Origin of the sequence: Kocuria sp. SM24M-10, assembly GCF_001027955.1 — a bacterium.
In the GTDB taxonomy this organism is placed as follows: domain Bacteria; phylum Actinomycetota; class Actinomycetes; order Actinomycetales; family Micrococcaceae; genus Kocuria; species Kocuria oceani.
The window spans coordinates 1-21,343 of the sequence record NZ_LDNX01000061.1 but is presented as its reverse complement, the minus strand read 5'-3'; the positions used below and the strand labels follow the sequence as shown (position 1 = coordinate 21,343).

20 protein-coding genes and 2 riboswitches are annotated in these 21,343 nt (G+C 73.1%); of the genes, 9 read left to right on the top strand and 11 right to left on the bottom strand.

The genetic code is table 11. The features are described from left to right. Positions 1-137: 137 nt before the first annotated feature. Positions 138-1,616 carry a sodium:alanine symporter family protein gene (locus ABL57_RS07410; protein ID WP_047802820.1) on the top strand — a complete coding sequence of 493 codons (1,479 nt, stop codon included), beginning with the start codon at positions 138-140 and terminating at the stop codon, positions 1,614-1,616. A 100-nt stretch (positions 1,617-1,716) separates the two neighbouring features. Next, a complete protein-coding gene (locus ABL57_RS07405) occupies positions 1,717-2,238 on the top strand; it encodes an OsmC family protein (protein ID WP_203225570.1) in 522 nt (173 codons plus the stop codon). Positions 2,239-2,346: 108 nt separating this feature from the next. Here the strand turns inward: ABL57_RS07405 and ABL57_RS07400 are convergent, their stop codons facing one another. Continuing rightward, complete coding sequence (locus ABL57_RS07400; RefSeq protein WP_047802818.1) at positions 2,347-2,841, bottom strand: CoA-binding protein; 495 nt, start codon at positions 2,839-2,841, stop codon at positions 2,347-2,349. Beyond that, positions 2,838-4,181, bottom strand: coding sequence for an O-acetylhomoserine aminocarboxypropyltransferase/cysteine synthase family protein (locus ABL57_RS07395; RefSeq protein ID WP_047802817.1), 1,344 nt, complete (start codon positions 4,179-4,181; stop codon positions 2,838-2,840). Before ABL57_RS07395 ends, ABL57_RS07400 begins: the two co-directional genes overlap by 4 nt. 310 nt (positions 4,182-4,491) lie before the next feature. On the opposite strand from ABL57_RS07395, the gene ABL57_RS07390 reads away from it, so the two are divergent. Then, positions 4,492-5,559, top strand: coding sequence for a tartrate dehydrogenase (locus ABL57_RS07390; RefSeq protein ID WP_082157291.1), 1,068 nt, complete (start codon positions 4,492-4,494; stop codon positions 5,557-5,559). Between the two features lie 126 nt (positions 5,560-5,685). Here the strand turns inward: ABL57_RS07390 and ABL57_RS07385 are convergent, their stop codons facing one another. From ABL57_RS07385 to ABL57_RS07355, 7 genes are all read right to left on the bottom strand, one after another. Next, positions 5,686-7,305 carry an SLC13 family permease gene (locus ABL57_RS07385; protein ID WP_053004814.1) on the bottom strand — a complete coding sequence of 540 codons (1,620 nt, stop codon included), beginning with the start codon at positions 7,303-7,305 and terminating at the stop codon, positions 5,686-5,688. Between the two features lie 81 nt (positions 7,306-7,386). Further along, complete coding sequence (locus ABL57_RS07380; RefSeq protein WP_047802816.1) at positions 7,387-8,100, bottom strand: 2Fe-2S iron-sulfur cluster-binding protein; 714 nt, start codon at positions 8,098-8,100, stop codon at positions 7,387-7,389. A 41-nt stretch (positions 8,101-8,141) separates the two neighbouring features. Continuing rightward, the gene (locus ABL57_RS07375) at positions 8,142-8,927 is read right to left on the bottom strand and encodes a succinate dehydrogenase cytochrome b subunit (RefSeq protein WP_082157290.1); all 786 of its coding nucleotides are present in this window, start codon (positions 8,925-8,927) and stop codon (positions 8,142-8,144) included. An 84-nt stretch (positions 8,928-9,011) separates the two neighbouring features. Beyond that, complete coding sequence (locus tag ABL57_RS07370; RefSeq protein ID WP_047802815.1) at positions 9,012-11,138, bottom strand: AMP-binding protein; 2,127 nt, start codon at positions 11,136-11,138, stop codon at positions 9,012-9,014. A gap of 67 nt (positions 11,139-11,205) precedes the next feature. After that, positions 11,206-12,093 carry an ABC transporter permease gene (locus tag ABL57_RS07365; RefSeq protein WP_047802814.1) on the bottom strand — a complete coding sequence of 296 codons (888 nt, stop codon included), beginning with the start codon at positions 12,091-12,093 and terminating at the stop codon, positions 11,206-11,208. Next, a complete protein-coding gene (locus ABL57_RS07360) occupies positions 12,090-13,130 on the bottom strand; it encodes an aliphatic sulfonate ABC transporter substrate-binding protein (RefSeq protein ID WP_047802813.1) in 1,041 nt (346 codons plus the stop codon). Before ABL57_RS07360 ends, ABL57_RS07365 begins: the two co-directional genes overlap by 4 nt. A gap of 86 nt (positions 13,131-13,216) precedes the next feature. After that, entirely contained in the window at positions 13,217-14,059 is an 843-nt protein-coding gene (locus tag ABL57_RS07355) for an ABC transporter ATP-binding protein (RefSeq protein ID WP_047802826.1), read from the bottom strand. A 5-nt stretch (positions 14,060-14,064) separates the two neighbouring features. Next, positions 14,065-14,168, bottom strand: a riboswitch (SAM riboswitch). 104 nt (positions 14,169-14,272) lie between these two features. On the opposite strand from ABL57_RS07355, the gene ABL57_RS07350 reads away from it, so the two are divergent. The 4 genes from ABL57_RS07350 to ABL57_RS07335 all read left to right on the top strand — a co-directional run bounded on the left by ABL57_RS07350 (position 14,273) and on the right by ABL57_RS07335 (position 17,871). Then, positions 14,273-14,953: a maleylpyruvate isomerase N-terminal domain-containing protein gene (locus tag ABL57_RS07350; protein WP_047802812.1), complete on the top strand. Its 681-nt coding sequence runs from the start codon at positions 14,273-14,275 to the stop codon at positions 14,951-14,953. 123 nt (positions 14,954-15,076) lie between these two features. After that, positions 15,077-15,541, top strand: coding sequence for a CoA-binding protein (locus tag ABL57_RS07345; RefSeq protein ID WP_047802811.1), 465 nt, complete (start codon positions 15,077-15,079; stop codon positions 15,539-15,541). An 84-nt stretch (positions 15,542-15,625) separates the two neighbouring features. Next, positions 15,626-15,740, top strand: a riboswitch (SAM riboswitch). Between the two features lie 76 nt (positions 15,741-15,816). Next, positions 15,817-17,235 (top strand): LLM class flavin-dependent oxidoreductase, encoded by a 1,419-nt coding sequence (locus ABL57_RS07340; RefSeq protein ID WP_152683306.1) that lies wholly within the window; start codon positions 15,817-15,819, stop codon positions 17,233-17,235. A 150-nt stretch (positions 17,236-17,385) separates the two neighbouring features. Continuing rightward, positions 17,386-17,871, top strand: coding sequence for a DUF4383 domain-containing protein (locus ABL57_RS07335; RefSeq protein ID WP_047802810.1), 486 nt, complete (start codon positions 17,386-17,388; stop codon positions 17,869-17,871). 103 nt (positions 17,872-17,974) lie between these two features. On the opposite strand, the gene ABL57_RS07330 is transcribed toward ABL57_RS07335, so the two are convergent. Next, positions 17,975-19,105, bottom strand: coding sequence for a Vms1/Ankzf1 family peptidyl-tRNA hydrolase (locus ABL57_RS07330; protein ID WP_047802809.1), 1,131 nt, complete (start codon positions 19,103-19,105; stop codon positions 17,975-17,977). 160 nt (positions 19,106-19,265) lie between these two features. Here ABL57_RS07330 and ABL57_RS07325 point away from each other — a divergent pair, with 160 nt between their 5' ends. Next, positions 19,266-19,496 (top strand): hypothetical protein, encoded by a 231-nt coding sequence (locus ABL57_RS07325; protein WP_047802808.1) that lies wholly within the window; start codon positions 19,266-19,268, stop codon positions 19,494-19,496. 76 nt (positions 19,497-19,572) lie between these two features. Here ABL57_RS07325 and ABL57_RS07320 read toward each other — a convergent pair whose 3' ends face one another. After that, positions 19,573-20,319 carry an SDR family NAD(P)-dependent oxidoreductase gene (locus tag ABL57_RS07320; protein ID WP_047802807.1) on the bottom strand — a complete coding sequence of 249 codons (747 nt, stop codon included), beginning with the start codon at positions 20,317-20,319 and terminating at the stop codon, positions 19,573-19,575. A 204-nt stretch (positions 20,320-20,523) separates the two neighbouring features. On the opposite strand from ABL57_RS07320, the gene ABL57_RS07315 reads away from it, so the two are divergent. Beyond that, positions 20,524-21,342 (top strand): DUF4397 domain-containing protein, encoded by an 819-nt coding sequence (locus ABL57_RS07315; protein WP_047802806.1) that lies wholly within the window; start codon positions 20,524-20,526, stop codon positions 21,340-21,342. Position 21,343 lies beyond the last annotated feature (1 nt).

Genomic DNA, 21,343 nt, shown 5'->3' with positions numbered 1-21,343 from the left:
TGAGGGGTGAGGGGGTCGAGACGCCGGTCACGTCCACTAGAGTTCCGTCGGGGCGCGCAACCGCTGCGTCCTGATCGTCCACGCGGGTCCGCAGGGATCCCTGCCGGAGCACCGCGTCGTCACAGTTCGGAGCTGGAATGGAACTCGTCACCGACCTCGTCGGCACCCTCGGCGGCTGGGTGTGGAACGTGGTCTTCGCCATCCTCATCGGAGTGGGCCTGTACCTGACCGTGCGCACCGGAGTGGTGCAGCTGCGGCTCGTCCCGGAGATGTTCCGGGTGCTGGGCGACAAGCCCGGCATGGCCGAGGACGGCAAGAAGGGCATCTCCGCCTTCCGCGCCTTCACCGTCAGCGCCGCGGCCCGCGTGGGCACCGGCAACATCGCCGGCGTCGCGATCGCCATCAGCCTGGGCGGACCGGGCGCCGTCTTCTGGATGTGGGTGATCGCCGGCATCGGCGCGGCCAGCGCCTTCGTGGAGTCCCTGCTGGGCCAGCTGTACAAGATCAAGGCGCCCACCGGCTACGTGGGCGGGCCCGCCTACTACATGGAGCGGGGCATCGGGGCGCGCTGGATGGGCCTGCTCTTCGCGGTGGTCATCACCCTGACCTACGGGTTCGTGTTCAACTCCGTGCAGTCGAACTCGATCGTCGACGCCCTGGGCGGGTCCCTCGGCGTCGACATCGCCGCGGCGGACGCGCTGTGGTTCCGGATCCTCGTCGGCGCCGTGCTCGTGGGCCTGACCGCCGCGATCATCTTCGGCGGGATCCGCCGCATCTCGGCCGTCTCCGAGGTGGTCGTCCCGGTCATGGCCGTGCTCTACGTCCTGCTCGGCCTGCTCGTGGTCGTGCTCAACGTCGGCGAGATCCCCGCCGTCCTCGGCCAGATCCTCGAGGGCGCCTTCGGCATCCGGGAGTTCGTCACCGGCGGGCTGATCGGCGTGATCATCCAGGGCATGAAGCGCGGCCTGTTCTCCAACGAGGCCGGCATGGGCTCGGCCCCCAACGCGGGGGCCACCGCGTCGGTCTCCCACCCGGCCAAGCAGGGCTTCCTGCAGGCGCTCGGCGTCTACTTCGACACCTGGCTGATCTGCTCGATCACGGCGTTCATCGTGCTGCTGTCCGACCCCGAGTTCGGCGGCCGGGAGGGCGCCTCCCTGACCCAGTCCGCGCTGGCCCTGCAGCTGGGCGGCTGGGCGGTGCACTTCCTCACCGTGGCGATCTTCCTCTTCGCCTTCACCTCCGTGATCGGCAACTACTACTACGGCGAGTCCAACATCCGCTTCCTCACCGGCTCGCCCGCGGTGATGACCGCCTACCGCGTGCTCGTGCTGGCGTTCGTCTTCGCCGGCGCCGTGCTGGCCCTGGACCTGGTCTGGTCCCTGGCCGACCTCTTCATGGCGGTCATGGCCACGATCAACCTCGTGGCCCTGGTGCTGCTGGCCGGGGTGGCTGTGCGCGTGCTCAAGAACTACGAGGCCCAGCGCAGGCAGGGGCTGGAGCCGGTGTTCCACAGCGGCGACATCCCCGGGCTGTACGGGCTCGGGGCGTGGGACGGCACCGACGTGGTGACCACCCGCGCGTACTGGGACGACATGGCGGCCGAGCGCGTCCGCTGAGCCGGTCCGCTGGGCCGGTCCGCTGGGCCGGTCCGCTGGGCCGGTCCGGCGCGGGCGCCCCGCATGGTGCCGTCCGCGCCGGACGCTCTACAGTGACAGCATGGAATCTCGAACCCAGATGACCGCCGCGGAGCTCCGGCAGCTCCAGGCCCCGCTCAAGGACCGCTACCGGGCGGAGCCCGAGGCGGCCCGCACGCCCCTGCACTCCCACGGGAACTTCCGGGACCCCGGCCTGACCTGCACGGTGGACACCTGGGCGGGCCCCGTGCGCGGCGGCCCGCACGCCGCCACCGGCGGTGACGGCAGCGACGCCTGCTCCGGGGACATGCTGCTCGACGCGCTCCTGGCCTGCGCCGGGGTGACGCTGCGCAGCGTCGCCACCGCCATGGGCGTGGAGGTGCGCTCGGCCGAGCTGACCGCCGACGGCATGTTCGACGCCCGCGGCACCCTCGGCGTGGACCGTTCCGTGCCCGTCGGGGTGCAGGACGTCGTGGTGACCGCCCGGGTGGACGCCGACCTCGACGACACCGCCCTGGAGCGCCTCGCGCGCGCCACGGAGCGGTACTGCGTGGTCAGCCAGAGCCTGAAGGCCGACGTGCGGTTCGTCCTCGAGCGCGTGTAGCGACCCGCCCCTCGGGACGGGAGCGGCCCCGGAAGCACCAGGCTTCCGGGGCCGCTGCGCGTGCCGGGACAGGACGTCCCGGGGCGCGACCTGCCGGGGCGGGGCCCGTCAGGACAGGACCTGCCGCTTCGCCGAGATGACCCCGGTGTTGAAGCCGGCCAGGTGGAGGCCGCCGTGGAAGCGGGCGTGCTCGATCTTCAGGCAGCGGTCCATCACCACGTCGAGCCCTCCCTCCTCGGCGATCCGGGCGGCCTCCTCGTGCCAGGAGCCCAGCTGCAGCCACAGGGTCTTCGCCCCGACGGCCACGGCGTCGCGCGCCACGCCGGGGAGGTCGTCGTGGCGCCGGAAGGCGTCGACGAGGTCCGGGGTCTCCGGCAGGTCCGCCAGGGACGGGTAGACGGGCCGGCCCATGATCTCCCGCAGCACCGGGTTGACGAAGTACACCCGGTACGGCGAGGAGGACAGCAGGTAGGTGGAGACGAAGTAGGAGGCGCGGGAGGGCTTGTCGGACGCCCCCACGATCGCGATCGACTCCGTGCCGCGCAGCAGCTTCAGCCGCTCGGGGGCGCTCGGCCCCTGCCAGGTGCGGGTCTCGGCGGTCATCGGAGTGCTCCTTCGACGGTCGGGGCGGACGCCCGGGCGAGCCCGGTGGCCGCGGAGAGGGCCTGGTCGAGGTCCCAGAGGATGTCCTCGGCGTCCTCGATGCCCACGGAGATGCGGATGAGGTCCTCGGACACCCCGCCCACCTCCAGCTGCTCGGGGCTGAGCTGCTGGTGCGTGGTGGAGGCCGGGTGCAGCACGAGGGTGCGGGCGTCGCCGATGTTGGCGAGGTGGCTGGCCAGCTGCAGGTTCTCGATGAACCGCTCGCCGACCTGCCGCCCGGTGAGCTCACCGGTGGCCGTCACGCCGAACGAGAAGACGGAGCCCACGCCCAGCGGCAGGTACTTCCGGGCCCGCTCGTGGTGGGGGTGGTCCGGCAGCCCCGCGTAGTTGACGTAGGAGACCCGCGGGTCCTCCGCGAGCCACTGCGCCACGGCCGCGGCGTTGGCCAGGTGGGCGTCCATGCGCTGCGGCAGCGTCTCGACGCCCTGCAGCAGGTTCCACGCCGACTGCGGGGACAGCGCCGGGCCGATGTCCCGCAGCTGCTCCGAGCGCAGCTTGGTCAGGAAGCCGTACTCGCCGAAGTTCTCCCACCAGGAGACGTTGTTGTAGGAGGCCACGGGTTCGGTCATGGACGGGAAGTTGCCGTTGCCCCAGTCGAAGCGCCCGGACTCCACGACGACGCCGCCCAGCGTGGTGCCGTGGCCGCCCAGGAACTTGGTGGCCGAGTGGATGACGATGTCCGCGCCGTGTTCCATCGGGCGGACCAGGTACGGCGGGGTCATCGTGGCGTCGACCACGAGCGGGACGCCGGCCGCGTGGGCCACGGCTGCCAGGCCCTCGAGATCGGCGACCTCCCCGGAGGGGTTCGCGACGACCTCGGTGTAGACGGCCTTGGTGCTCGGCCGCAGCGCCGCCCGGTAGTCCTCCGGGTCCGTGCCGTGCACGAACGTGGTGTCCACGCCGAAGCGGCGCAGCGTGACGTCGAGCTGGGTGACGGTCCCGCCGTAGAGCTGGCCGGCCGCCACGATGTGGTCGCCCGCCTGGGCGAGCGCGGCGAAGGTCAGGAACTCGGCGGCCATCCCCGAGGCGGTGGCCACGGCGCCGATGCCGCCCTCCAGGGAGGCGATGCGCTCCTCGAACGCGGCGACGGTGGGGTTGCCGATCCGGGAGTAGATGTTGCCGTACTTCTGCAGGGCGAACAGGTTGGCGGCGTCGTCGGCGTCCTTGAAGACGAACGAGCTGGTCTGGTAGATCGGGACCGCGCGGGCGCCGTGCTCGGCGTCGGGGGTGCCCCCGGCGTGCAGGGCGCGGGTGCGGAACCCGAACTGGTGGTCGGCCATGGGAAGGACTCCTCGTGCGAGTGGTGCCGCTGGTCGGTCCCGGGCGGAGAGGTGTCCCGGCGGGGGTGCCGGGAGTGCGCTGCTCCATCGGTCCTGGCGGTAGCACCGTGCGGTCTGCGACGTCGACCACGGTTGCTGCGGCGTCGACGATCCAGGTCTCTCGGCCGCTCGGGATGGCTGCCCTCCATTCTGCGGCTCCGGGTCCCGGAGCGCCAGCCGGGACCCCGGGGAGACCCCGGCGGACTATGCTCGGCACCAGCCGTGGAGCGCAGCCGCCTCCGCGGTCCCGACGACGCTGCGGAGGAATCCTGTGACCGGCACACGGCAGTACACCATCGACGTCATCGCCGGCGACGGCATCGGCCAGGAGGTCATGCCGGCCGCGCTGCGCTGCGTCGACGCCCTGGCGGACGCGCACGGCTTCACGGTGCGCTGGCGCGAGCGGGACTGGGGCTCGGACCACTACCGGGCGCACGGGAGGATGATGCCGGCCGACGGCATCGAGCAGCTGGCCTCCGGGGACGGCGTCCTGCTCGGCGCGGTCGGCGCCCCGGACATCCCCGACGACGTGACGCTGTGGGGGCTGCTGATCCCGATCCGCCGGGAGTTCCACCAGTACGTCAACCTCCGGCCCATCCGGATCCTGCCCGGCGTCACCTCGCCGCTGCGCGGACTGGACGAGCTGGACCTGGTCGTCGTCCGGGAGAACATCGAGGGGGAGTACTCGGAGGTCGGCGGCCGGCTCTACCGGGGCCGGTCCGAGGAGATGGCCGTCCAGGAGTCCGTGTTCACCCGGGCGGGGGTGACCCGGATCGCCCGCTACGCGGCCGAGCTGGCCCAGCAGCGCTCCGGGCGGCTCGTCTCGGCCACGAAGTCCAACGGGATCATCCACACGATGCCCTTCTGGGACGAGGTCGTGGAGGCGACGGCCGCCGAGTACCCGGGGGTGACGGTCGAGAGGGTGCTCATCGACGCGCTGGCCGCCCGGATGGTGCTCAAGCCGCGCAGCGTCGACGTGGTCGTGGCCTCCAACCTCTTCGGCGACATCCTCTCCGACCTCGCGGCCGGGGCCGCCGGGTCCATCGGGGTGGCGCCCAGCGCCAACCTGAACCCGGAGAAGACCCATCCGTCCATGTTCGAGCCGGTGCACGGCTCCGCGCCCGACATCGCCGGGCAGGGCATCGCGAACCCCGTGGGCACGATGTGGGCCGCCGCCATGATGCTGGACCACCTGGGCGAGGGCGGGGCCGCCCGGCACCTCGAGTCCGCCTTCGAGCAGGCCATGGCCGGCGGCACCCTGACCGGGGACCTGGGCGGCACGGCGAGCACCGAGGAGTTCACGCAGGCCGTGCTGGCCCGCTGCACCACGGCCCCGTAGCCGCGGGCCCCGAGAGCCCAGGGCCTCGCAGCCCAGGGCCGTCCGGCGCAGCGCCGGACGGCTTCCAGACCGGGAGCCCGGTCCGGCGGAGGCCCGTGGCCCGGCGGCGCCGAGCTCCGGGGCGGCTCAGATCACCAGGCCCAGGGCGAAGGGGCCGATGAGCACCGTGAAGAGCGTGATCAGGATGACGCCCACGATGTTGAGCACGATGCCGCCGCGGACCATCTCGGCGATCTTGACCTGGCCGGTGGCGAAGACGATGGCGTTGGGCGGGGTGCCCACCGGGAGCATGAAGGCGCAGGTGGCCGCCAGCGCCGCCGGGATCAGCAGCGTCATGGGATCCACCCCGATGCCCACCGCGACCCCGCCCAGGATCGGGATGAACGTGGCCGCGGTGGCGGTGTTGGACGTGATCTCGGTCAGTAGCAGCACGATCGTGACCACCGCCGCGAGCAGCAGGACGATCGGCAGCGCGCCGAGCCCGCTGACCTGCGCGCCGAACCAGGCGTCGAGCCCGGTGCCGGCCACGGCGGCGGCCAGGGACAGGCCGCCGCCGAAGAGCAGCAGGACCCCCCAGGGCAGGCCCTCCTCGGCGTCGTTCCACTCCAGGGTCATGTTGCCCTGCTTGTCCCCGGGCAGCAGGAAGAGCAGCACGCCGGCGCCGATGGCCACCACCGTGTCGTCGAAGATCTCCAGCCAGGGCAGCTGCTCGCCGAGGTCGCCGATCCCGGAGAGCAGGCCGGGCACGATCCAGAAGAACGCCGCGGTGACGAACACGGCGAGCACGGTCTTCTCGCCCTTGCTCATGGAGCCCAGGGCGGCGATCTCCTCGTCGATGAGCTGCCGGCCCCCGGGCACCTCGGCCAGGTGGAAGCGGAAGATCACCCGGGTGAGCAGCAGCCACGCCAGGCCGATGAAGACCACCACGATGGGCACGCCGAGCATCATCCACTGGGCGAAGCCCACGGTGCGGCCCAGCTCCTCGCTGATGTAGCCGGCCACGATCGCGTTGGGCGGGGAGCCCAGCAGGGTGCCGAGACCGCCGATGGTGGCCGCCCAGGCGATCGCCAGCACCAGGGCCACGCCGAACAGGCGCACGTCGCGGTCGTCGATGACGTCGCTGATGGCCTGGCCCGACCGGATGTCCTCGCCCATCGCCGCCGCCTCGGCGCGGGTGGCGCCCTTGCGGCTGTTCTCGACCACCAGCGTGAGCACGGACAGCCCGATGGGCAGCATCATCAGGGTGGTCGCGGTGTTGGAGACCCACATGGACAGGAAGGCCGTGGAGATCATCAGACCGAGGATGATCTGCCGCGGATGGGTGCCGACCCGGCGCAGGGTCAGCAGCGCGATCCGGCGGTGCAGGTTCCACTTCTGCATGGCGATCGCGATCAGGAACCCGCCCAGGAACAGGAACACGATGGGGTTGGCGTAGGGGGCGGTGACCTCGGAGACCTCCAGCGCGGTGAGCACCGGGAACAGCACGATCGGCAGCAGCGAGGTCACCGACAGGGGCATGGACTCGGTCATCCACCACACCGCCATCAGCGTGGCCACCGCGCCCACCACCCGGGCGTCGGCGGAGACGTCCGCTCCGCCCAGCAGGAACCACACGACCACGGCCAGCAGCAGCCCCAGCCCGCGCAGCAGCCACGTGCGGACCGGCGCCCGGGCGGGCTCGCGGTCCTCCGGCTCGTAGTCGAACTCGCCTTGTTCGGGTATGACGCCCCGGGACTGGTCGCTCACGTGATCCACCTCACACTCCGTCGTGTCGTGCTCGTGAACGTAGCAGTCGAGCCCCGGGGGAACAAGGCGCTCGCGAACGTGTCAGTCGCCGTCCGCGGCCCGCCGCGGGAAGCGGTTGCGCAGGTTCTCCCGCGCCACCGCCGAGAGGTTCTCGACCGGCAGCCCGGCCGGGCAGACCTCCACGCAGTCGCCCAGCAGGGAGCACGGGCCGAACTCGTCCTCGGCCGCGGCGAGCACCTTCGCGGAGCGCTCCCGGCGCTCGGCGTCGTTCGTGGCCAGCGGCGGCAGCTCCCGCAGCATGGTGCCCACGAAGAGCTGCCCCGAGCCGTTGGGGCAGGAGGAGATGCACGCCCCGCAGCTGATGCAGCCGCCGTTGGCCAGCGCCTTCATCGCCACGGGGAACTTGGCCGCCTTGGCCACGCGGCGCAGCGCCTTCTTGTCCACCGAGAGGTCCTGCTTCACGGGCAGGGAGGCCGCCTGCAGCGGCTCGATGCGCACGCGGTCCCCATCCCGGTAGGCGCCCAGGTGCTGCATGCAGCTGGCGGCGTTGCGCTCGGGGCCGTGCGCCACGCCGTCGACCGTCACCCCGCACTTGCCGCACACGCCCTCCCGGCAGCCGTCGTCGAAGGCGATGGGCTCCTCGCCGGCGGCCTCCCGCTGGGCGTTGATCCGGTCCAGCAGCTCCAGCACGGTCATGTCCGGGTCGGCGTCCGGGACGACGTGGGTCGCGAACCGCCCGGGCTCGTCCGGGGAGGCCTGGCGCCACACGTCCACGGTCAGGGAGAAGGTGCTCACTCGCTCGGGTCCTTGTCGTCGGGGGGTCGTCCGGAAGGGGGTCAGCGGACCGCGCGCGTCAGCACGGCCACCGGGATCGTGGTGTTGCCGACGGCCACCGCGGCGCCGAAGGCGTTGGCGCCGATCCGCAGCCGCCGCTGGGTGCGCCGGTCGGCGCCGGCCCCGATGTCGTTGGCGATCTCCGGGATGCCGTGCACCAGGTGCGCGGCCAGCGCGGCCATCGACACGGCGTACGCGACCGCCACGGGCGGCCGGGACAGGCTCGCGACGAGGTTGGCGTAGGCGCTGCCGTGCGCGAAGTCCCGGGACGCGGCGGGCCGGGTCCCCGTGGTCAGGTCCAAGACGTGGAAGGCGGTGAACAGGCCCAGCACGCCGCCGGTGCTGCGCATCGAGCGCCGGGCCACCTCCCACGGGGAGCGGCGCCGTCCCCGCGGCCGCCGGGGCCGCCGCGGCAGGAGCGTGCCGTTGGCCCGCCAGGCGCGGGCGGTGAGCATCGCGGCGGCCCCCACGTGCACGGCCAGGCTCGCGGTGAGGACCGCGCGCGCCCCCCAGAGCACGGTGCCGCGCGGCAGCACGGGAGCCCCGGCGGTGCGGAGGAACTCGGCGTAGGCGTTGAACTTCTCCTCGCCCTGGTAGACCTTCAGGTTGCCGAGCATGTGCACCAGCACGTAGCCGGAGAACACGGCGCCGGACCCGGCCATCCCCAGCTTGAGATCGGTGCTGGACAGCTCGGGCAGGGCGGCGGGGACGGGGACCCGGGGCAGCTCCGCCAGGGGGCGGCGCCGGTCCGGGGCGGGGGCGGTGGGGGAGGAGCTCACGGTGTTCATCCTAGGAGTCCGGCGCGGGGCTGGTCACACGGCTCAACGTGGGGTCATCCGGCTTGACGGCGCGGGGCCGGGCACCCCGGCGGTTCAGCCGCGTGCCGCCAGCACCTCGGCGATGCGCTCGAGCGACTCCTCGTTCTGCAGGGAGGAGCGGTCGCCGAGCGGCTCGCCCTCCCACAGCTGCGCGAGGAGCCGGCGGGTGATCTTCCCGGAGCGGGTCTTCGGCAGCTCCGGGACCGCCACGACGGCCCGCGGCTTGGCGATCGGGCCGATCTCGCGGGCCACGTGCTCCCGCAGGGCCGCGGTCAGCTCGTCCGCCGGGACCCGCCCGGCCTCGGACGTCAGCACGACGTACGCGAGCACCGCGTGCCCGGTCAGCTCGTCGCGGACGGGCGCGGCCCCGGCCTCCACGACCCACGGGTGGGTGACGAGGGCCGACTCGATCTCGATGGTCGACAGCCGGTGCCCGGAGACGTTGATGACGTCGTCGACCCGGCCCAGGATGTAGATGTCGCCCTCGTCGTCGTAGCGGGCGCCGTCCCCGGCGAGGAACCAGCCCTGCTCGGCGTAGGCCTGCCAGTAGGAGGACAGGTAGCGCTGCGGATCGCCCCAGACGGTGCGCGCCATCGACGGCCCGGTCCGGTCGACGACGACGAAGCCCTGCACCCCGGGCGGGACCGTCGCCCCCGCCTCGTCGACCACGCGGGTGGAGAGCCCCGGGACCGCGCGGGTGGCGCATCCGGGCTTGAGGGCGGTGTGCGGAGCGCCGTCGTCGAACGTCCCCGGGGGCGCGAACTGCGGGTCGTGCGGGCGCGGGGACATCACGGTCGCGCCGGTCTCGGACTGCCACCAGGTGTCCACGAACGGCACCTCGTCCCGGCCCAGCTGGGCGCGCAGCCAGCGCCACGCCTCCGGGTTGACCGACTCGCCCACGGAGCCGAGCAGCCGGACGGAGTTGAGGTTGTAGAGCGGGGGGACGCCCTTCGGGAACGCGCCCATGAGCGAGCGGATCAGGGTGGGCGCCGTGTAGTAGGTGGTGACCCCGTAGCGCTCGATCACCTCGAAGTGCCGGCCCCAGTGCGGGGTGTTCGGAGTGCCCTCGTAGATCACCTCGGACACGCCGTTGACCAGCGGGCCGTAGATCTCGTAGGTGTGCGCGGTGACCCAGGCCAGGTCGGCGGTGCACCAGTGCACGGTCGAGTCGACCTTGGCGGGGTCGTTGACGGTGGACAGCTCGTCGGGCCGCAGCCGTCCCTCGTCGTCGCGCACGTCCGGCAGCAGGTCGAAGAGCAGGGCGTGGGTGTAGGCGGCCTGCACCAGGTAGCCGCCCATGGTGTGCACCAGGCCCTTGGGGCGGCCGGTGGTGCCGGAGGTGTAGATGACGAACAGCGGGCTCTCCGCGTCGAAGGCCTCGGCCTCGTGCACGTCGGACTGCTCGGCCACCAGCTCGTGCCACCACACGTCGCGCCCGCGCGTCCACGGGACCGCGTCCTCCTCCTTGGAGTGCGTCCCCCGGGTGCCGCGCGGCAGGTCGCTGCGGCCCGGGCGGGAGGTGCGGCGCACCACGACGACGTGCTCGATCGCGTTGTCCCCGCCGCACGCCTCGTCGGCGACGGCCTTGACGGGCACCACGGCCCCGCGCCGGTGCTGTCCGTCGGTGGTCACGAGCACCTTCGCCCCGGTGTCCTCGACGCGGAACCGCAGGGCCTCCGCGGAGAACCCGCCGAAGACCAGCGAGTGCACGGCGCCGATCCGGGCGCAGGCCAGCGTGATGATGACGGTCTCCGGGATCACCGGCAGGTAGATCACCACCCGGTCGCCCTGCGTCACGCCCAGGGCGAGCAGGGCGTTGGCCGCCCGGGAGACCTCGCGCTGCAGGTCCGCGTAGGTGTAGACGAGCCGGTCGCCGGGCTCGCCCTCGAAGTACAGGGCCACGTGGGCGCCGCGGCCCGCCTCGACGTGGCGGTCCACGCAGTTGTGCGCCACGTTGAGCTTCCCGCCCTCGAACCACGCGAGCTCCGGGACCGACCAGGTGGGCCGGCCCTCCGCGTCCTGCCCGATCCGCCGGGGACCCTCGAACCGGTGTGCCGTGGTCCACGGCTCGGCCCAGTCGAGCCGGGAGGCCTGGCCCTCCCAGAAGGCGACGCGGGCCGCGTCGGAGACCAGGGCCGGGTTCGGGGTGGGGGAGAGCGGGTCGCTCCAGCTGGCGTTCACGGTGCTGCGGTCCTTTCCTGGCGGCACGGGCGTGCCCGGTGTGTGCCCACTGTGCCAGACGGTGATGTCAGGCCCATTTCTTCACGGCCCACTTCTCGAACACGCCGAGCAGTGCGTCGGAGAGCTTGCCGAGCACGGCCAGCAGGACGATCGCCAGCAGCAGCCGGTCGGTGCGGCCGTTGTTCTGCGAGTCGGTGAGCAGGAAGCCCAGGCCCATGGACGCGCCCAGCAGCTCCGCGGCCACCAGGAACAGCCAGGCCTGGGCCAGCGCCAGGCGCAGCCCCGAGATGACCGAGGGCATGACCGCCGGCAGCTGCACCGTGGTGAGCAGCCGCAGCCCGTGCACCCCGAAGGCCCGGGCCGCCTCGAGCAGGTTGCGGTCCACGTGCTGCAGGGCCGCCGAGACGGTGGTGTAGACGGGGAAGAACGCCCCGATCGCCACCAGCGTCACCTTGGAGTCCTCGCCGAGGCCGATCCACAGCAGCAGCAGCGGCACCCAGGCCAGCGAGGGCACCGCGCGGAAGGCGCCGATCGTCGGGCCCACCAGCGCGGAGCCCCGGCGGGAGAGCCCGATGAAGGAGCCCGCCGCCAGGCCCAGCCCGGCGCCGATCAGGAAGCCGATGAGCACCCGCTGGGTGGAGATGCCCACGTGCGTCCACAGCTCGCCCCGGGACAGGAGGTCGGCGCCCGCGGCCAGGACCGTCAGCGGGGCGGGCAGCTGGACGGCGCTGAAGACGCCCGCGGTGGACACCACGTGCCACAGCACCAGCAGTGCCGCGGGCAGGAGCAGGCCGAGCCCCGCGCGCAGCAGGGGACGGCGGCGGGGCTCCGCGACGGCGGCGGGCGCGTCGCCCGGGTCGTCGGCGTGGACGGCCGGCTCGGCGCCGACGACCTGCTCGGCGCCGGCGCGGTCGGTGCGGACGGCCTCCCCGGACGGGCTCAGCGGCGACGTCATTGCCCGGCCTCCGCGCCCTCGGCGGCCTCGGCCACGCGGGCGGCGTCGGCGTTCTCGGCGTAGGAGCTCTCCACGAGGCCGGCCAGGGCCTCGTCGATCTGCTCCTGGCCGGACACGTCACCGGAGTCCACGAAGATCGGGCCGACCTTCTCGAGCACGGCAAGCTGCTGCTCGCCGGGCACGTGGTCGATGTCCAGGTGAGTGCGCTCGAGCACCTGCTCGGCCACGGACAGCTCGATCCCGGCCGCGTCGGCCAGCAGCTGCGCGGTCTCCTCCGGGTGGGCCAGCGCCCAGTCCCGGGCGTAGGCGTAGACGTCCACCACGGTCTGCGCCGCCTCGGGCTGCTCATCGAGGAAGTTCTCGTGCGCGTTGAGGAAGCCGTAGGTGTTGAAGTCCACGTTGCGGTAGAACAGCTCGGCGCCGTTCTGCTCCGCGGCGGCCATGATCGGGTCCAGCCCGGCCCAGGCGTCCACCTGGCCGTTCTCCAGCGCCGAGCGCCCGTCGGCGTGCTGCAGGTTCTGGATCGTGACGTCGGCCGGGTCCACCCCGCCCTCCTCGAGGGCCTGGAGCAGGAAGAAGTAGGGGTCGGTGCCCTTGGTGGCGGCCACGGTGCGGCCCTCGAGGTCGGCCACGGACTCCACCCCGGTGCCCGGGGTGGTGACGAGCGCGGACCACTCCGGCTGCGAGTACAGGTCGATCACCTTGATCGGGGTGTCGTTGCTGCGGGCCAGCAGCGCCGCGGAACCGGCGGTGGAGCCGACGTCGACCGCCTCGGCGCGCAGCGCCTCGTTGGCCTTGTTCGAGCCCGCGGACTGCACCCACTCGACCTCGGTGCCCTCCTCGGCGAAGGCGGCCTCGAGCCAGCCCTTCTCCTTGATCACCACGGAGAGCGGGTTGTAGGTGGCCCAGTCGACCGTGATCTTCTCGGCGGCCTGGGCCCCGCCGGAGCCCTCCCCGGCCATGCACCCGGTCAGGGACAGGGCCAAGACGGCGGCCAGGGCGGGAATCGTGCGGGCGGGGCGCGGGGACAGCGGCATGGTGGGGCCTTTCGTGGTGGGGTGGGCGTGCCGGGCGGACCCGGCGCGGCGCAGGGCCGCGCCGCACCCGGGGGAGCGGGGCGGGATCAGCGGGTCGCGGGGTGGTGGGCGTCGACGCCCAGGTGGCCGAGCAGCTGCACCCGCAGCTCGGCGAGGACCTCGGAGGCCCGGTCCCGGGGACGGTCGCCGGGCACGGAGAGCACCGTGCTGATCGACGCGGGGGCGGTCGGGCCGGTGCGGCCCAGGACCACGATCCGGTCGGCCAGCTGCAGCGCCTCGTCGACGTCGTGGGTCACCAGCAGCACGGTGGTCGGCTGCGCGGCGTGGACGGTGAGCAGCAGGTCCTGCATCCGCAGCCGGGTCAGGGCGTCGAGGGCGCCGAAGGGCTCGTCGAGCAGCAGCACACCGGGGTTGCGGGCCAGCGCCCGGGCCAGCGACGCGCGCTGGGCCATGCCGCCCGAGATCGCCCGGGGACGGTGGTGGGCGTGGGCGGTCAGCCCGACCAGGCGCAGCAGGTCGTCGATCACGGCGTCGGCCTCGGCCCGGCCCAGCCCGGAGGGCAGGCCCAGGCGGACGTTCTCGCGCACGGAGCGCCACGGCAGCAGCCGCGGCTCCTGGAAGGCCACCGCACAGCGCGGGTCGATCCCGGAGACGGGTGTGCCGTCGATGAGCACCCGGCCCGCCGAGGCGGTGTCGAGGCCGGCGGCGGCCCGCAGCAGCGTGGACTTGCCGCAGCCGGAGGGCCCCAGGATCGCCAGGACCTCCCCGGGGCGGACCGTGACGTCGACGTCGTGCAGGACGTGGTGGCTGTGCCCGCCGGACGGGAAGGCCTTGCCGACGTGCTCGAAGGCCACCGAGTAGGCGCGCTTCGTGGTGGCCGGTGCGGTGGCGGCGGTGGACGGTGCAGAGCCCAGCAGAGACGTGCCCATGATCAACTCCATCGGTCCTGGCATTAGCACCTCGCACGGGGATCGGACGGATCCGTGCCGGTTGCTGCGACGTCGACGAGCCAGGTCTCTCAGCCGCTCCGGATGGTTACGGCCCCATTGAACGTGCTCCGCGGGTCGCGTGGCAAATCGCGCCGCGGGCCGTCATGGTCGAAAACGGTGGCACGTCGGGCCCTCGTGCCGCACCATGGACCCATGACGAGCCGGCACACCTCGACCCGGGCGGACCTGGTCCGCGACGCCTGCACGGCGTTCGCGGCGGTCCTCGACGGGCTCGGTGACGACGACTCCTGGGCGCCCACCGGCTGCCGCGGGTGGTCGGTGCGGGACCTCGCCCACCACTGCGCCGCGGACGCGGTGCGCGGGCTGGTCGCCCTGCACACGCCCACCACGGCCCGCCCGGACCGGGACGCCGCGACCTACTGGGCGTACCGGGGCGCGGATGCCGCGGCCGCCGCCGAGGTCCGGCGCCGCACCCGGGCCGCGGCGAGCCTGTACCCGGACTGGGAGGAGCTGCGGGGGCACTACCGGGAGTCGGCACGGGCGCTCGTGCACGCGGCGGAGCACTGCCGGCCCGGCGGGACGGTCCGCACCCAGGGCCACGTGCTCCGCGTGGACGACCTCCTGAGCACCCTGGCGGTGGAGGCCACGGTGCACCACCTGGACCTCATCGAGCACCTGGAGGGCTGCCCGGGGCCTGCGGTGGACGGGCTCGCCGAGGTCCGCCGGGTTCTCATCGACCTGTGGGAGCGGGAGCCGCCCGAGCACTGGAGCGACGAGCACTTCGCCCGGGTGGGCACCGGCCGGGCGGCCCTGCCCGCCCAGGACCGGGCCCAGCTGGGCCCGGAAGCAGACCTCCTCCCCCTCTTCTCCTGACCCCCGCCCCCCGCCGAGGTTGCACGTGTCGGCGTCCCGCGGTCGGTGGCCGGGACCTGCAATCTCGGGACACGGTGGGGCGCGATCGGGGCGAGCTGGGCGGGTCCGTGCCAGGGTGGGGGCATGAGCCGCAACGATCCCGCCGTGATCGACCGCCTGATGACACAGCCCGGACGCTGGGCCGTGGTGGGGCTGACCGGGAACACGGCCCGGCCCGCGCACTCGGTCGCGAAGCGCATCCGGGACGACCTCGGCATGACGATCGTCCCGGTCAACCCGAAGGGCGAGGTGGTGCACGGGGAGCCCGGCTTCCGCACGCTCGCCGAGGTCCCGAGGCCGATCGACGTGGTGGACTGCTTCGTCAACTCCCGCCGCGTCGGAGCGGTCGTGGACCAGGCCGTCGCCGCCGGCGCGAGGGCCGTGTGGCTGCAGCTGGGCGTCGTGGACCACGCGGCCGCGGCCCGCGCCGCCGCCGCCGGGCTGGACGTGGTGATGGACACGTGCCCGCTGATCGAGCTCGGGGCGCGGCTGCGGCAGGGCTGGACGCTGGACCCGCGGCGCACCCCGCCGCTCGCGCCGCCGGTCTGACTCCTGCCGCGGTCCTGCCGCGCACCGGGAGGACGAGGGGTTGCCCCGCGTCCGGGGGGACCCGCTAAGCTGGTCCGCGACGACGATGACGAGTCCCGACGCGAAGCTCTGGCTGGTCGGGCGGCAACCCTCTCCCGTAGCGGGGTGCCCCAGATGAACATCGGGCCGCGGCGCACCCGCCCCGCGGCAAGTACGGCGCCCCTGAGTGCGTCGGACCCGCGAGCAGGTCTTCACGACGCACGGGCGCGGGTCGGTGATCGACCGTGGAGGTCCCTGTGAGCAAGCGCATCGCCCTGAACGCCTTCGACATGACCTGCGTGGGGCACCAGGCCCCGGGCCTGTGGAAGCACCCGCGCTCCCGTGCCGACGAGTACAACACCCTCGAGTACTGGACGGACGTCGCCCAGGTCCTGGAGAAGGGCCTGTTCGACGCGATGTTCCTCGCCGACGTGGTCGGCTACTACGACGTCTACCAGAACTCCGCGGCGCCGGTGATCAAGGACGCCACCCAGATCCCGGTCAACGACCCGTTCATGCAGATCTCCGCGATGGCGGCCGTGACCAAGCACCTCGGCTTCGGGGTGACCAGCGCCATCACCTACGAGCAGCCGTACCCGCTGGCGCGGAAGTTCGCGACCCTCGACCATCTGACCAGGGGTCGGATCGGCTTCAACGTGGTGACGTCCTACCTGAAGTCCGCGGCCGAGAACCACGGACTGACGGAGCAGATCTCCCACGACGAGCGGTACGAGATCGCCGAGGAGTTCATGGAGGTCTGCTACAAGCTGTGGGAGGGGTCCTGGGAGGACGGCGCGGTCAAGCGCGACCGCAGGAACGGGGTCTTCGCCGACCCGTCCCTCGTGCACCCCATCCAGCACCACGGCAAGTACTTCGACGTGCCGGGCATCGGGCTGACCGAGCCGTCCCCGCAGCGCACCCCGCTGATCTTCCAGGCCGGTGCCTCCTCGCGCGGGCGCGCGTTCGCCGGGCGGCACGCGGAGGCCGTGTTCGTGGGCGGCATCCGCCCGGACCTCACCCGCGTGGTCACCGACAAGCTGCGCGACGAGGCCGAGGCCCAGGGCCGGGGGCGGGACGACCTCAAGATCTTCGCCATGCTGCACGTGATCGTCGACGAGACCGACGCGAAGGCCGAGCAGAAGCGCCGCGACTACGAGCAGTACGCGGACGCCGACGGCGCCCTGGGCCTGGTGGGCGGCTGGTCCGGGGTGGACCTGGGCCGCTACAACGAGAACGACGTGCTGGAGTACATCAAGACCGACTCCATCCAGTCCTTCCTCACCCCGTTCACCACCGCGGACCCGAAGAAGAAGTGGACGGTCAAGGAGGTCGCCAAGCACATCTCGATGGGTGGGATGGGCGTGCCGATCGTCGGGTCCCCGCAGACGGTGGCCGACGAGCTGGAGCGGTGGATCGACGACGGCGGCCTGGACGGCATCAACCTCGCCTACCACGTCTCCCCGGGCTCGTTCGAGGACTTCGTGGAGTGGGTCGTGCCGGAGCTGCAGAAGCGCGGCCGCTACCGCACCGCCTACGAGGGCACCACGCTGCGCGAGAACGTCTACGGCGCCGGACAGACCAAGGTGCTCGACACCCACCCGGCCGCGCGGTACCGGGGCGCCTACGCCGGGAAGCCGTCCGCCGCGGACACCCCCGCCCGCGATCTCGTGTCCTGACCCGTCCGTGACCAGGGAGGTCCGCCGCAACGTTTGACCTCGGGCGCCGGCGCAGTACGCTGGTGGTACCAAGCATGCTTTCCATGAACGTCCGCCCCTCCGGGATCCGTACCCGGATCACCGCAGACACCCAGGAAGCGAGGCACCACCATGACCACCCCCGCCGCCCGGCCGGACCGCCGGACCACCCACCGCTCGCCCGTCCAGACCGCCGCTCTTTTGTACGGCGCGGTCTTCCTGCTCGTGGGCATCGCCGGGTTCATCCCCGGCATCACCACGAACTACGACCAGCTCATGGTCGCCGGCCACCAGTCCGAGGCCATGCTCCTGGGCATCTTCCAGGTGTCCTGGCTGCACAACATCGTCCACCTGCTCTACGGCGTGGCCGGTCTCGCTCTGGCCCGCTCCGCCTCCGGGGCGCGCAACTACCTGCTGTGGGGCGGGGTGGTCTACCTGGTCCTGTGGATCTACGGTCTGCTCGTGGGCCAGGAGTCGCAGGCGAACTTCGTGCCGCTGAACACCGCCGACGACTGGCTGCACCTGTTCCTGGGCGTGACCATGGTGGGCCTGTCCTTCCTGCGCCGCGACACCCACGACCGCAGCGCCACGCACAACACCACCGGCCCGGCCTACTGACCGCTCCGCCGGTGCGGTGCGCAGAGCAGGCGCACCCAGCAGGCCGACACGACAACGGCTCCCACGCCGAGGCGGGGGAGCCGTTGTCGTGCGCCGGGGCCGGTCAGCCGGCCGGGGAGGCGCGCCAGCGCAGCAGGGCCGCCACGTCCGTGCTGTCCGGCAGGGCGCCGGGCGGCACGAAGACCGGGCGGCCGTCGGTCAGCACGGCGGCGCGGACCAGCGCGGCGTCGGCGGGGACCCGGCCGAGCACGCGGGCGCCCACGGCCTCCGACTCCGTCACGGCGACCCACGGTTCGGCGTCCAGCGCGAGCAGCTCCTGCTCCGCGTCCAGGAGGGTGTCGTCGATCAGCAGGGTCTCGGCCTGCGCCTGCTGGAGCGCCGCGACCACCGGCTCGATCCCGGACACCGCCGTGGGGTCCGGGCGGCCCCGCTGCTCGGCCAGCCGCTCGAGCAGCTCGTGCTGCCGGTGGGCGATGACCTCCGCGACGCGCCCCTCGACCTGGTGGGCGAAGTCGGCGGACTGGCTGCCCTCGGCCCGGGTGTTCGCGTCCACGACGCTGACCAGGGCGCGGGTGGCCTTCGACAGCTGCTCCTCGACGAGGCCCCGGGCCCGCAGGTCCCCGGCCAGGACCACCAGCTGCGCCCCGCTCCCGGCCACGACCTTGTCGATCTGCTCGGCGACCTGCTCCGTGTTGCGCCGCCACACGTCCTCGGTGTGCCGCTGCCAGCGTCCCTGCGACCAGCCGCCGCCGGGGAACTTCTTCAGGTGCTCGGTCTCGCCCTCGATCTGCTGCTCGTCCAGGGCGCGGGCCCGGCTGGCGTACTCCAGGCAGATCTCGCCGCCGTCCCGCCCCACCTCGGCCACCACGTAGGGGAAGTCGTCCGGACGGTGCCGGAACAGGGGGGTGAGGTCGGGCACCTCGCCCACCTCGAGCACGCCGCGCCCGGCCAGGGGGCCGGGGAGGACCTCGTCGATCTCCACGGCGCCGTCGCGCACCAGCAGATAGCGGCACACCGGGTCCGGCACGCCCTCCGCCGGGCGCACGGCGGCCTCCACCGCGGCGAGATCGGCCTTGGACGCCCCCTGCTGCTCCAGCTCCCGGCAGATGTTCTCCGGCAGGACGTCGATCGCGTGCAGCGAGTCGACCGTGCCCGTGCTGATGTCCGTGTACACGGTGCACCAGGGGCCTGTGCTCTTGAACAGTTCGGCGTAGCGATGGAATCGACTCGTCATGGTGGACAACTCCTGCTGTTGAGCGGTGCTTCCTGTGGTGCAGACCACGTTATCGGACGCCCAGGGGGCTGGGAACAGCGGCCGGGCCGAGTAGGGTCGGACGCACGCGACCGGTCGCCCGACCGGTGGCTCCATCGGTCCCACGACGCAGGAGGAAGCCATGAGCGACGCACCCGCATCGAGCAGCGAGTACAACGAGGCCGACCGGCTCGAGCAGTCGATCGACGCCGAGCCGCCCGAGATGGACGACCAGGACGTCGAGGCGTCGGCGCACACCCCCGACCGTTCGGAGGCGTCCTCCCTCGAGGCGAATCCCGCCGACCTCGAGGAGCAGGACCGCGAGGTGGCGCTCGACGAGCCGGCCGAGGGCTCGACGCTCGAGGAGATCTGAGCCCGGCGCCGCGCGGGCCCGCCCGGCCGTTCCCGCGGACGGCCCGCGGCGGGGGCCGCCGCGCCGGGCGCGGGGCTCAGACCGCCGACCAGCCGCCGTCCGAGGGCAGGACGACACCGTTGACGTTGGACGCGTCGTCGCTGGCGAGGAAGACGATGACGGCGGCCACCTGTTCGGCCGTGGCGGTGTAGGGGACGTTCTGCAGGAACGCCCCCATCCGCCCGGGGAACAGCTCCGAGTCGATGGGTGCCTCGATGCCGGTCGCGGTCGCGCCGGGAGCCACGGCGTTGGTGCGGATGCCGTCGGCCGCGTGCATGAGGGCGGTGTTGCGGGTCAGCCCCGCCACCGCGTGCTTCGAGGCCGTGTAGGCGGCGCCGGCCGCGGAGCCGCGCAGGGAGGCCTCGGAGGCCACGTTGACGATCGCCCCGCGGCCGGAGGCCCGCAGCAGCGGGATCGCGGCGCGGGTCAGCCGCATGACCGCGACGACGTTGACCGCGAAGACCCGGTCCCACGTCTCGTCGTCGACCTCGGCGACGGACTCGAACCGGTCCATGATCCCGGCGTTGTTGACGAGCACGTCCAGCCGGCCGTCCGCGGCCGCGAGCACCCGGGCCACCGCACCCTCCTCGGTGAGGTCGGTCACCACGGGGAACAGCGGCAGGAGCGGTTCGTCCGCCACCAGGTCCTCCAGCCGGCGCGCCGAGGAGTCCACCACCACGACCGTGGCTCCCTCCCGGGCGAGCCGGAGCGCGGTGGCGCGCCCGATCCCGGAGCCCGCCCCGGTGACGACGGCGGTGCGGGCGCTGAAACGCTGGTCGTCCACGGTGGCTCCTGCTGCTCGGCGGGCGGACGGGAAGCGCCCCCGGGCGGGCCGCGGTGACGCCCTCCCATTCTGGGGCGGCCGGGGCGGGGAAGAACTTCTCGGAAAAAATGTGACCTGCTGCATCCGGCAGGGGGTCCCCGCCGGTAGTACGGGTGCAAGGTCGATCCCGCTTCCGCCAGGGAGCCCGTTCAAGGAGCACACACCATGCGCAAGACCCTTTCCGCCGCCGCAGTCCTCGGCCTCGGTGCCGGCGCCCTCAGCATGACCCCGGCGTTCGCCGCCGAGCACGCGGAGCTGTCCGTGCTGCACGGCGTCCCGGACACCGTCGTGGACGTGTACGTCAACGGCGAGCTGACCCTGGACGACTTCCAGCCCGGGACCCTGGCCGGCCCGCTGGAGCTGCCCGCCGGCAGCTACGACCTGGCGATCACCGCCCCGGACGCCGCGGACGCCTCGGCGCCGATCATCGGCCCCGTCACCGCGGACCTGCAGACCGGGATGAGCTACACGGCCGCGGCCCACCTGGACCCGGAGGGCAACCCCACGGCCGCCCTGTTCACCAACGACATGTCCGAGATCGAGGCCGGCAAGTCGCAGCTGACGGTCCGGCACGTGGCCGCGGCCCCGGCCGTGGACGTGCTGGCCGGCGGCCAGCCGGTCATCACCGGACTCGAGAACCCGAACGAGGAGTCCCTGACGGTCGACGCGGGCACGGTCTCCGCGTCCGTGGCCGCCGCCGGCACCACCGAGCCGGTCATCGGCCCGGCCGACCTCCAGCTGGCCGAGGGCACCCACAACATCGTGTACGCGTGGGGATCCCTCGAGGCCGGGAACCTGGCCCTCGCCGTCCAGACCCTCGAGGGCATGGAGCAGGCGCCCGGGGCCGTGCCGGGCGGCCAGTCCGGCCTGGCGGCCCAGGAGCAGGGCACCATGCTCACCGCCGGTCTCGCGGCCGCCGGTGCGCTGGGGCTCATCGGCGCGGCCTACGGCGCCCGCCGGGTGCTCGCGGGGAACCGCCGGTAGT